This is a genomic window from Devosia sp. (assembly GCF_034675085.1).
Taxonomy (GTDB): domain Bacteria; phylum Pseudomonadota; class Alphaproteobacteria; order Rhizobiales; family Devosiaceae; genus Devosia.
Map to the genome: position 1 here is coordinate 1 of NZ_JAUCDN010000080.1, position 11,639 is coordinate 11,639.

General features: G+C 64.2%; 11 protein-coding genes. 3 read left to right on the top strand and 8 right to left on the bottom strand.

Annotated features, from left to right (window positions below):
• The 5 genes from VDP82_RS07060 to VDP82_RS07080 all read right to left on the bottom strand — a co-directional run.
• Positions 1–809 (bottom strand): flagellar motor switch protein FliG (locus tag VDP82_RS07060; RefSeq protein WP_323014155.1); only part of this gene is annotated, 809 nt, incomplete at its 3' end.
• A gap of 71 nt (positions 810–880) precedes the next feature.
• Entirely contained in the window at positions 881–2,518 is a 1,638-nt protein-coding gene (gene fliF / locus VDP82_RS07065) for a flagellar basal-body MS-ring/collar protein FliF (protein WP_323014146.1), read from the bottom strand.
• Positions 2,519–2,750: 232 nt separating this feature from the next.
• Positions 2,751–3,029 carry a DUF1153 domain-containing protein gene (locus VDP82_RS07070; RefSeq protein ID WP_035102845.1) on the bottom strand — a complete coding sequence of 93 codons (279 nt, stop codon included), beginning with the start codon at positions 3,027–3,029 and terminating at the stop codon, positions 2,751–2,753.
• A gap of 187 nt (positions 3,030–3,216) precedes the next feature.
• Positions 3,217–3,936, bottom strand: a complete 720-nt coding sequence (locus VDP82_RS07075) for a flagellar hook assembly protein FlgD (protein WP_323014147.1) — start codon at positions 3,934–3,936, stop codon at positions 3,217–3,219.
• A gap of 12 nt (positions 3,937–3,948) precedes the next feature.
• Entirely contained in the window at positions 3,949–5,442 is a 1,494-nt protein-coding gene (locus tag VDP82_RS07080) for a flagellar hook-length control protein FliK (RefSeq protein ID WP_323014148.1), read from the bottom strand.
• A 245-nt stretch (positions 5,443–5,687) separates the two neighbouring features.
• Here VDP82_RS07080 and mnmA point away from each other — a divergent pair, with 245 nt between their 5' ends.
• Positions 5,688–6,839 carry a tRNA 2-thiouridine(34) synthase MnmA gene (gene mnmA, locus VDP82_RS07085; RefSeq protein ID WP_323014149.1) on the top strand — a complete coding sequence of 384 codons (1,152 nt, stop codon included), beginning with the start codon at positions 5,688–5,690 and terminating at the stop codon, positions 6,837–6,839.
• Positions 6,840–6,881: 42 nt separating this feature from the next.
• Here the strand turns inward: mnmA and VDP82_RS07090 are convergent, their stop codons facing one another.
• Both VDP82_RS07090 and VDP82_RS07095 read right to left on the bottom strand, forming a co-directional pair.
• Positions 6,882–7,766, bottom strand: a complete 885-nt coding sequence (locus tag VDP82_RS07090; protein ID WP_323014150.1) for an AraC family transcriptional regulator — start codon at positions 7,764–7,766, stop codon at positions 6,882–6,884.
• Between the two features lie 90 nt (positions 7,767–7,856).
• Positions 7,857–8,033, bottom strand: coding sequence for a hypothetical protein (locus VDP82_RS07095; protein ID WP_323014151.1), 177 nt, complete (start codon positions 8,031–8,033; stop codon positions 7,857–7,859).
• Between the two features lie 109 nt (positions 8,034–8,142).
• Here VDP82_RS07095 and VDP82_RS07100 point away from each other — a divergent pair, with 109 nt between their 5' ends.
• Positions 8,143–8,697 carry a sigma-70 family RNA polymerase sigma factor gene (locus VDP82_RS07100; RefSeq protein WP_323014152.1) on the top strand — a complete coding sequence of 185 codons (555 nt, stop codon included), beginning with the start codon at positions 8,143–8,145 and terminating at the stop codon, positions 8,695–8,697.
• 197 nt (positions 8,698–8,894) lie between these two features.
• Complete coding sequence (locus VDP82_RS07105; protein ID WP_323014153.1) at positions 8,895–10,715, top strand: VWA domain-containing protein; 1,821 nt, start codon at positions 8,895–8,897, stop codon at positions 10,713–10,715.
• A gap of 52 nt (positions 10,716–10,767) precedes the next feature.
• Here VDP82_RS07105 and VDP82_RS07110 read toward each other — a convergent pair.
• A partial coding sequence (locus tag VDP82_RS07110) for a ring-cleaving dioxygenase (protein WP_323014154.1) occupies positions 10,768–11,639 on the bottom strand: 872 nt, incomplete at its 5' end.

Sequence of the window (11,639 nt, forward strand, 5' to 3'; positions counted from 1 at the left end):
GCGCCCTTGAGCGCCATGGCCAGGTCCTTCTTGTCCATCTTGGTGAGCAGGGTCTGGATGGCCGAAGATTCGAGCTTGGCCAGGTCCTCGAAGGTGAACATCAGCGCCTTGATGCGCTCGGCGTCGTCACGGTTCTGCTCTTCGAGCGTGGTGAGGAATCGCGCCTCGGTCTGGCGGTCGAAGCTGTTGAAGATCTCGGCCATCTGCTCATGGCTGTCGCGGCGCTTGGAATGGTTGAGCGTGGACATGAATTCGGTGCGCAGCGTGGTCTCGATCTTTTCGAGGATTTCCTTCTGCACCGGGTCAAGCCCCAGCATGCGCTGCACCACGTCCATGGCCAGTTCTTCGGGCAGGACGGCCAGAACGCGGCTGGCATGGTCGGTGGCGATCTTGGAAAGCACCACCGCGATGGTCTGGGGATATTCGTTCTTGAGATAGGCGGCCAGCACGTCGGCCTGCACGTTGGAGAGCTTCTCCCACATATTGCGGCCGGCCGGTCCGCGGATTTCCTCCATGATGGAATCCACCTTTTCCTGCGGCAGGAAGCTCAGCAGCAGGCGCTCGGTGGAATCGGTATTGCCCGAAAGCGAGCCGTTGGAGGAAATGGTGGTGACGAATTCGATCATCAGATCATCCAGCATTTCCTGGGTGATCGGGCCGAGGCGGGCCATGGCGCGGCTGAGCTGCTTGACCTCGAGCTCGTCCAGCTCGTCGAAGATCGGCTTGCCATAGTCGGGGCCGAGGGCGAGCAGCAGCGCCGCCGCTTTTTCGTCGCCGGTGAGGACGCGCTGATTGGTGTCGTCGCCCATCACCAGCTGCTTGTTGCCAGTGAGGTTTGAGGGATCCATCGGATCGGTGGTGGTTGCCAGTGCCATCTGCGTCACGCCGCGCTACCGAGCCAGTCGCGCACGATAAGGGCGGCCTGGCGGGGGTTTTCCTCGACCAGCGTGCCGACGGTCTTGAGCGTCTGCAGCTGGGTTTCGCCCATGGATTTGGCATTGGCCACCCAGGCGGGGGTCTTGTCGCGCTCCTGTTCGGGCTCGGACAGGTCGGCGATCACCGCGCCATCGGCGCCCAGAACGCCATGCTGGCCCAGTTCGGCCGCCGGGGGCAGGGCCAGTGGCTGGCTCTCGGGCGTCAGCACCTTGCGCAGCAGGGGGCGCATGACGAAGAAGACCAGCGCCAGCGAGATCAGCAGGGTCACCGCCATTTCGGCGCCATTCATCAGGTCGTCGCGGGTGAAGTCGAGAAGGCCGCCATTGCCGTCGGTGCCGGGGGTAGCCAGTTCGGGGCGCTCGGCGAACTGCATGTTGACCACTTCGACGCTGTCCCCGCGCGTGGCCGAGTAGCCCACGGCCGAACGCACCAGCGTCAATATCTGGCTGATTTCGTCGGCCGAGCGCGGCGCATAGGTGGTGGCTCCGCTCGAATCGGTGGCGTAGACCCCGTCGACCACTACGGCCACCGACAGGCGCTTGATGGCGCCGGCTTCGGTCACGGCCGTCTGGGTGGTCTTGGAAATTTCGTAATTGGTGATTTCCTCGCTGGTCTTGCCCTGGTCGGTGACGCCGGCCAGCCCGTTGTTCTGGCTGGCGCCGGGCAGCTCGTTGGCCACGGTTACCTGGCCGTTGTCGCCTCCGCTCAGGGTCTCGGTTTCGCGCAGCTGGCTCGAACGCACCACCTGGCTTTCTGGGTCGAAGGTCTCCTGAGTGGTGGTGGAGCGGTTGAAGTCGATCTCGGCGCTGACCTCGACGCGGGCCCGGCCGGCGCCGACGACATTGGCCAGCATATCCTCGACGCGGGTGCGCAGGCGATTCTCGAAGCTCAGCGTGCGCTCGGCGGCCTGGCCGGCGATGACGCTTTCGGCGTCGTCGGCGGTGCCCGAGGCCAGCAAATTGCCCTGATCATCGACAATGGACACGCGCGAGGGGGTCAGCCCTTCGATGGCGGAGGCGACCATGTGCTGGATGGCGCGGATTTCGCTGGTGGACAGCTGGCCGCGCACCGACAGGGCAATGGAGGCAGAGGGGTCGGTGCGCTCGCGCCGGAACAGCTCGCGCTCGGGCAGAACCAGATGCACCCGGGCCGACTTGATGCGGGCCAGCGAGGAGATGGTGCGCGCCAGTTCCCCTTCCAGCGCGCGGACATTGTTGATGTTCTGCACGAAACTGGTGGCGCCGAGCGTGGATTGCTCGTCGAAGATTTCATAGCCCACCTGGCCGCGCTGGGGCAGGCCGGCGCCGGCCAGCGACATGCGCACGGTGGTGATCTGGTCGCGGGGAATGAGGATGGTGTCGCCTTCCCCGCGCAATTCGAAAGGCACGTTCATCGTCTGCAATTCGCTGACGATGGCCGAGGAGTCCTCGAGGCTGAGGCCGGTATAGAGCGGTGCGAGATTGGGCGTCTGCGCCCGCATGATCAGGAAGGCGAAAAAGCCGAGCATGAGCACGGCGACGACAGCCATGGCTGCCAGGCGCGGAAGGCCTATGCGGTCGATCAGCTGGGTAAGTTTGTCCACGCCTGCACTCGATCTAGAATCGGCCCCCCTTGCAACGCAAAGGCGCCGCACGACCGCTGGGCAAAAATTACCTAGCCGATGGTAAACATTGTATTAACTCGATGTTGCAGTTTGCGAATTCCGGCAGAAAATGCCGAGGATGCTTAGAAAAGGGTGAAGGGCGACGCCAAAACGCAAAAAAGCCCACCGGGAAGCCCGGTGAGCTTTGAACGGAAGGCGATGCCGCCCGGGATCAGCCTTCGCGGTAGTGCTGAATCCAGGTGGTGCGCAAGCCGGCGAGGCCGTGCTTGTCGATGGCAGCCTGCCAATTGAGGAATTCATCGACGCTGAGTGTATAGCGGTCGCAGGCCTCTTCGAGGCTCAGCAGCCCGCCGCGAACGGCAGCGACGACTTCGGCTTTGCGGCGGATGACCCACCTCCGCGTATTGGCGGGGGGAAGGTCTGCAATCGTGAGCGGACTTCCGTCCGGTCCGATAACGTACTTAACGCGTGGACGCATCTGTACGGTCATTTTACTCTCTACTGAACCTGACCATATGTTCAGTAGACTAGGCCAACGGCCTTAAAAATCGACTAAGGGGAAACTTACAACACGTTAAGAATGGCGTTTCATTTCAAGGGATTGATTCATGCGCCCTCAATGCGGCGCGCCCCGCCGAGGCGGGGCGTCAGCAGCCTGCCGTAAGCGCGCAAGGGCCTCAGGCGTCCTCGTTTTCTTCCGTGTCCGAACCGGTGTCGTTTGCTGGGGGCGTGGTCGTGCTGGGGGCGATGCGCACATCGGTGATGTCGGAAATGGCCACTTTGGTATTGCCGATCGTCAGCATGGGCACCTCGCCGGAAAAATCGACGGCGGTGACGATGCCCAGGGTGGAGGTGCTGACATTGACCGACTTGCCCTGCACATTGGTGCCCTGGATATCGATGGTATAGACGCCATTGGGCTTCATGGCGCCATCGCTGCCGACACCGTCCCAGCGGAAGGTGCCGGCGCCTGCGGCCAGCGAGCCGGTTTCGGTATAGACCACCTGTCCGCTTGAGTTCTTGATGGTCACGGTGGCATTGGCGACGTTTTGCGGGGCGTTATAGGCCCAGAACACCGCCTCGTCGTCGGTGAGCGAGCCGGTCCTGCCGCTCGCGGTCACCTGCTTGCCGATATAGGAGACGGCGTCGGTCTTGGCCGTGCTCTGGCTGGTCAGCAGCAGGGTTTCGAGAAACTGGTTGGTCTTGAGCTGCTGCTCGACGCCGGTGAACTGCACCAGCTGGGCCGTGAACTGATTGGTGTCCATCGGATCCAGGGGGTTCTGGTTCTTGAGCTGGGTGGTGAGGATATTGAGAAAGGTGTCGAAGTTTTCCGCAATGGTGGTGCGGGATGTCGACTGGCTGGTGCCGGAAGTGCCTGAAACGCCGCTGACGGCCATGACATCTACTCCTTACGCGATGATGTTGACGCCGCTGGCACTGAGATTGCCGCGGTAAAGATTGACCAGGGGCGGAGCGCTGTCATCGGCCTCGCCCGATGCTTCCTCGGCAAAGAGCGGCAGGCGCTCATCGCCGTCCCGGCCCTGCTGGCCACCCCCGAAGGGGTTCTGGCGCAGGGAAAATTCAAGATTGGTCTTGTTGCCGTCGAGCCCGGCCTGTTGCAGGGCCCGCTCCAGCGCGCGCTGGTCGCGCTGCATCAGGTCGAGGGTTTCGGCCTTTTCAACGGTAAGGCGGGCATTGATGCGGCCGCCGGCATCGATATCGAGCTTGACATCGATGCGGCCCAGTTCGGGCGGATCGAGCCGGATCTGGAAGCGGGTATTGCCCTCGCTCACCTGGCGGACGATCTCGAAGGCGAGTTGAGGCAGGTTGAGCTGCTGCTGGCTGGTCTGGTAGCCGGCCTGCACCACGCGCGGCGCAATGGCATCGGCCCGCGCCACTTGCGCCGGCTGCGTGCCGACCTGCGGATCGGGGGCGTCGGTAGCCGCGGCCGGAGCAGCGGCAGCGCGGGCGTCGGGGACCGGGCGATCCTTCTGGGCCGGCTCGGGCCTTGCTTCTACCGGTTCGTCGGGTTTCTGGCTGGGCCTGGCCGGATCGGCCTCGGGCTGCGGCTCGTCGGAAAGGCGCGCCTCGGCATTGGCCTTGCCGGTCAGCACCGGTTCGGTGAGGGTGAGCTCGGCGGCGCCCAGCCGGGGAGAGCCGGCTTCCTCGGCGATGGGCGTCTGGGTGAGCCGGGCCAGCGCCGCCTGCAATTGCTCGTCGACCGGCGCATCGCCATCGGGCTGGAGCTGGGCCAGCATTTCGGGGGCGATCTCATCGCTGTTGAGGGCTTGCAGCAGGGCGGCGAGCTTGTCGCCGGTAGACTTGACCAGGTCGGCAAATTCGGGCCCGGCATCGACCGCGCCTTCCTCGAGCGAGAGGGCAACCGGCTGGAGCGCCCGCGCCAGCCTGGTAACGAAATCGGCATCCTCGGGCAGCGCCTCGGCGGTCATGAGGCGCAGTGCATCGAGCGTGGGCACCTGGTTGAGATCGATGCCCAGCAGCTCGGCGAAATCGGAAAGGGCGGCGTCGAGCCGCTGGAGCAGTTCCGGGTCGACCGGACTGCCCGCCTCGATGCTGGCCTGAAGCGTGGCGAGATCGTCGATGATCCCGACAAGGAGCGGCTTGGCTTCCTCGGGGATTTGCGGGGGCACGATGGTCTCGACGACGGCAGCGACGGCTTCGGGCTCCTTGTCCTCGCGACCAGAGCGGGCGGAGGTCTCCGCGGGTTCGGCTTGCGGCGCAGCGGGGTTGCGGGCTGGGGCAGGGGTATCGGTTTTCCGGTCCGTCGAACCGAGCAGCGCGGCGAAGGCGCCGGGCAGGCCGGTTTCCTCGGCCGTGCCCGAAGACTTGCCGGCGCCGAGCGTCGGGACGGAATTGCTGATAACGCTGAGATGTGATGCCACGAAGGCAGCCCCATGAAACGACACGAATCCGAAAAGCTCCATGCAAGCCCGGTGCCAGTTTGGCGATTCCCGGTTTTCTGGATGAAATTCAATATCTTGGCCGTTCCTGCCGATCTGGGAATATCCGCTTTCCCGTGCCCTTGCGGCAAAAGCTGCCGGGCAAAATGTTGCAGGCCCGGGCGGAAATGCGTAGAAGGCGCGCCATTCGTCCGTTGGCCCTTGACCCCATCCGGTTCGGAGAGAAAATGTTGAACTCGCTTGATATTGCCAAGCGTCCCCAGGACACGCGCGTCGTCGTGGCCATGTCGGGGGGCGTGGACTCATCGGTCGTGGCCGGTCTGCTGGCCCGGCAAGGCTATGATGTCGTCGGCGTTACCCTGCAGCTTTACGACCATGGCGAGGCGACCCATCGCAAGGGCGCCTGCTGCGCCGGCCAGGATATCCATGACGCGCGCCGCGTCGCGGCCCGGCTGGGCATTCCCCATTACGTGCTCGACTATGAAGAGCGATTCAAGAAAAGTGTCATCGCGCCCTTCGCCAATGCCTATCAGCAAGGCGAGACGCCGGTGCCCTGCATTGCCTGCAACCAGTCGGTCAAGTTCGTCGACCTGATGAGCGTGGCGCAGGATCTGGGCGCCGATGCGCTGGCCACCGGCCATTACGTGCAGAGCCGGCTGGGCGAGAATGGGCGCCGTCAGTTGTTCCGCCCGGTGGATGGCGAACGCGACCAGACCTATTTCCTCTTCGCCACCACGCAGGCGCAGCTCGACTATCTGCGCTTTCCATTGGGCGGGATGGGCAAGGCCGAAGTGCGTCAGCTGGCGCGCGACATGGGGCTGGAGATCGCCGAAAAGCACGACAGCCAGGACATCTGCTTCGTGCCGCAGGGCAAATATGCCGACATCATCCGCAAGATGCATCCCGAGGCGCTGGCGCAGGGCCAGATCGTGCATCTGGACGGGCGCGTGCTCGGTACTCATGACGGCATCGTCAACTACACTATCGGGCAACGCAAGGGGCTGGGCGTCGCCGCCGGCGAACCGCTTTACGTCATCAAGCTCGACCACAAGACCGGGCGGGTCATCGTCGGGCCGCGCGAAGCGCTCAAGACCCACACGGTGCGCCTGCGCGACGTCAACTGGCTGGGTGCATTGCCCCTGAGCGAAATGAGCGCCGGCAATGGCGCGCCGGTCGAGGTGAAGGTGCGCTCGACCCGCGGTCCGCAGCCGGCGGTAGTGCAGATGCGCGAAGGCGAGGTGTTCGTGACGCTGGTCAGCGGCGAATATGGTATTTCGCCTGGCCAGGCCTGCGTCTTTTATGCCGACGATACGCCCATTTCAGAAGTATTGGGCGGCGGCTTCATCGCCGAGGCGGTGCCGCAGGCGCTGGTGGCTTGAGGCCAGGCCTGCCGGTTTCCGCGACAGGCCGCGCCGAGCGGGTCATTTGAGCGGCAGGAACAGCTCGGTAACGACTTCATGCGCCGATATTTCGGGGATGACGACGAGCTGGCGTCGGCAATAGAGGGGGAAATCGCGGGCTTCCTCGCCGCTGGCGGGTAGCCAGTCGCGGTAGAGATAGAGCGCGGCTGGTTCGAGATTATTCGTGTTGCCGGGATAGCGCAGCACCGCGCAGCGCCCGCCCGGAATCGTGCCCGCCTTCATGATGTCGTCATCCGTCGCGATCGGCCGGGCGGTGCCTACACCGATATCCATGCTGTAGTCGGCGGGGACCGCCGGCTCCCGTTCCGAGCGGAAGATCATGAAGGTGGGACTGGTTTCCGGCGAGAGGCCGGCCGCCTTGCGCCAGGCCCGGAAGCGCTCGAAAGTGTCGCCGAGCCTTGCCCGGTCGCCACGATGCTCCAGCATCGCCACCGGCGTGGGCAGCGTGTCGCGAATGGTTACATCGCTATTGTCGAAGATTATCTGCATGAGCTTGTTCCTTGCATTGTCGAGAGGCCCGAAGGCCGCAAGCCACGGCGCCCAGTCGGGCGTCTTGCGGAACGCGGATGGCGATTGCCCCAGCCTTTGCCGAAAGGCACGGGCGAAGGCGTCTGGGGCGTCGTAGCCGGCCTCCAGGGCTATCTCGGTGACGCTTTGCGCCTGCTCGAAGGCCAGCCGGTGCGAGGCCCGGCGCAGGCGGGCAAGCTGGATGTAGCGATGAAGCGGCACCTCGAAGGTGGCCGTGAACTGGCGATGGAAATGGAATTTGGAGAAGGCGGCGATGCCGCTCACCGTTTCCAGGTCCAGCTCGCCCTCGAGATGAGCTTCTATATAGTCCAGCGCCCGCCGCATGCGGGATTGGTAGTTGTGAAGCGCCGCCGTCATGGTCCGTTCCTGTGTGGCGGCTCCATATAGAGGCGCAGGGCCATGGCGCGCTCGACCGATCTTGCGCTTCGGGCCGGCCGGCCTCGAGACCTATTGAGCCGCCGTTTCCTCGGCTGCCTGATGGGCTTCGGCATTGGCTTGCTTGAGTTGCTGATAGCCCGAAAGTCCGCCCATGGCGGTGGAAATGCCGATGAGCACCACGATGACGCCCATGACCAGAATGAAAATCCTCGAACGATTGAGGCGGAAGGGGCTGGGGTCTTCCATGAGATTTCCCTTTGAAAAATCTTCGCCCGACCCAAGGATCGGGTGGGCAGCGGCGTCTTAACACCATAATGATCGCACAAGTAAGGCTTTGCGAGTGCTGGTATCCGCAATGGAACGACATGCCGCATCCCCAGGCGAGGCAGGTGCCCCACCCATGGAGGCGCTGGTGCGGCGCGCCGCCAATGGCGATGGCGAGGCTTTCGCGGCGGTGATCGCGGCCCATTACGATTTCATCCATCGCACGGCCTGGAAATGGTGTGGGAACAGGGCCGATGCCGAAGACGTCGCCCAGGATGTGTGCATCAAGCTCGGACAGGCGATTGGCGGGTTCGACGGGCGCAGCGCCTTTTCGAGCTGGCTCTACCGGATCACCCTCAATGCGGTGCGCGACATGCAGCGGGCCGGGCGGCGGCGCAGTCTCAAGGCCGACGCCTATGCCGAGGTCGCTCCCGGCAATGCCCCGGCCGAGCAGGAGGCGGCGGCAACGCAGGGCCAGATCTGGGCGGCGGTGCGCGACCTGCCCGAGCGGCAGCGCGACGCCGTGCTTCTGGTCTATGCCGAAGATCTGAGCCATGCGGCGGCGGCCGAAATCATGGGCATTCGCGAGCCAACGGTCTCTTTCCACCTGCACGAAGCCCGCAAGACCCTCAGGGGGCTGCTATGACCCACAACGACGATCCCTTCCGGAAATTGCGCGACCTGGATGCGCCGGCGCCCGACGCCGAGGCGAAGCAGCGTGCGCTTGCGGCTGGCATGGCGGCCTTTGCCGCCGCCGAAACAAAAAAACAAACCGCACCCAAAGGACATGCCCTCGGAGGGCGTCTCACATCCATCATCACGTTCCTAAAAGGACACAGGATCATGGATATGCGCATTCCCATCGGCACGGCCGCCATTGCCCTTCTGGCGCTGCCGCTCGGCTATCAGCTTTATACCAGCACCTCGATGACCCCGTCCGACCTGGCGCGGCAGCACGACCTGGCCGAAACCCAGGCGCCAGTGGCCGGCTCCCTCGAGCCGGTGGCGGATGCGGCGCCCAAAATGGCGGAAACGCCTGCCTTGGAGGTGGCGCCGCCCCCGCCTATTCCAGCAGCTCCCATGCCGGTTCCCGCTACGGCCAATGCGCAAAGGCCGCAACAGCAGGGCCAGGCTATGTCCCGCACCAGCGCCGTGCCCTATACGCAGAACCAGGCCAGCATGGGCATGTCCTATGAGATGGGGGCGCCGGCGGCGCAGTGGATGCCCTCGGATACTGTGCAGAGCGGCGACGTGTTTGCCGATTTCGACGAGCAGCGCCTGAAACTGGTGGCGGAAGAGCCTGTTTCCACCTTCTCCATCGATGTGGACACGGCCAGCTATTCCTATGTGCGGCGCATGCTGGAAGACGGCATTGTGCCCCCGCCCGATGCCGTGCGCATCGAGGAACTCATCAATTATTTTCCCTATGACTATCCGGCTGCGACCAGCGCCGAAGTGCCCTTCCAGCCCACCATGGCGGTCTATCCCACGCCATGGAACCCGGCGACGCAATTGCTGCAGATCGGCATCAAGGGCTTCGTGCCCCCGGTGGCGGAGGATCGGCCGAGCAATCTGGTCTTTCTCATCGACACATCGGGCTCCATGGACGCGCCGGACAAGCTGCCGCTGCTGAAACGCGCTTTCGGCCTGCTGGTCGACCAGCTTTCGGGCAATGATACGGTGTCCATCGTCGCCTATGCCGGCTCGGCCGGAGTGGTTCTGGAGCCGACCGCCGCCAGCGAAAAGACACGTATCCTTTCGGCGCTGGACCAGCTTTCAGCCGGCGGCAGCACGGCGGGGGCGGAAGGAATTGCCCTGGCCTATCAACTGGCGGCTCAGGCCAAGGTGGAGGGCGGTACCAATAGGGTGATCCTGGCCACCGATGGCGATTTCAATGTCGGCATCGCCGAGCCCGCTGCGTTGATCGATTTCATCAAGGCCAGGCGCCAGGACGAGATAACCCTGTCCGTTCTGGGTTTCGGGCGCGGCAATCTCGATGATGCGGTGATGCAGGCTTTGGCCCAGAACGGCAATGGCAATGCCAGCTATATCTCCAATTTCCGCGAAGCGCAGAAAGTGCTGGTGGAGGAGATGGGCGGTACGCTGCACATGATCGCCAAGGATGTGAAGATCCAGGTGGAGTTCAATCCGGCCCAGATCGCCGAATATCGCCTGATCGGCTACGAGACCCGTGCTCTCAATCGCGAGGATTTCAACAATGACGCGGTGGATGCCGGCGATATCGGCGCGGGCACCACGGTGACGGCGCTTTATGAGATCACGCCGGTGGGTTCGGTCGGCGCGCTGGTGGATCCACTGCGCTATGGCCAGCCCGGCGCGGCGCCGGCCGAAACGGGCGAACTGGCCTTTCTCAGGATGCGTTACAAGCTGCCTCAGAGCGATGTGAGCCAGTTGATCGAGGCGCCGGTCAACGCCGATCTGGTCTATGGCGATATCGATGCCGTCACTCCCGACATGCGCTTTGCCGCCGCCGTTGCCGCCTTCGGGCAAAAGCTCAAGGGAAGCGGGTATGGCGGGGCCATGAGCTGGGACGCCATCAAGGCGCTGGCGCAAAGCGGCAAGGGCGCGGACGAAGGCGGCTATCGCGCCGAATTCATCCAGTTGGTGCAGACGGCGAGCCTTTTGCGCCCCGATACGCCCTGAGCCCTGCTCGACCAAAAAAAGCCCCCGGTCATTGACCGGGGGCTTTCTCTATTTATACCAGCGGCTTGAGGCCGGCTTCGATGCTGGCGCGACGGCCTTCCAGGAAGGGCGGCAGCGACAGGCTCTCGCCCAGTGTCTCCAGCGGTTCGTCGGCGGTGAAGCCGGGCACGTCGGTGGCAATCTCGAACAGGATACCGTTGGGCTCGCGGAAGTAGAGCGAGGTGAAATAAAACCGCTCCACCTCCCCGCTCGAGCGCAGTCCGGCGCGGCTCACCCGGTCGATCCACTGCCTGAGGCTGTCCTGGTCGGGGGTGCGGAATGCCACATGGTGGACACCGCCCGCGCCAGGCCGGGCCATGGGCTGGCTCGGATCGACCACGACGTGCAGCTCAGCGCCAGGACCGCCGGGCCCCATTTCGAACACATGCGTTTCGGCTCCGCCATTAGCAGCGGGATAATGGCGCACCTTGCGCATGTTCATCACCTGCGTCAGCACCGCTTCGGTGCGATCGAGCCGGGGCACGGCCAGCGAGATCGGGCCCAGGCCGATGATCTGCCGCTCGGCGGGAACCGGGCTTTTCTGCCAGGGAATGGCCGTGTTGACTGCATCGACCACCAGGCGGAAACGCTGGCCTTCGAAATCCTCGAAATCAAGCGAAAGATGGCCGTTTCGCTCCTTGATGGCGCTGGTGCCGACGGATTTGGCCTGCAAGTGGTCCTTCCACCATTTCAGGCTCTCCTCATTGCTCACCCGCAGGCCGGTGCGGCTCACCGTGTGGTTGCCGCGCTGCTCGGGGGCGGCGGGAAAATCGAAGAAGGTGAGGTCCGCGCCGGGCGAGGCCACCCCATCGCCGTAAAACAGGTGATAGGCGGTGGTGTCGTCCTGGTTGACGGTTTTCTTGATGAGCCGCATGCCCAGGGTCT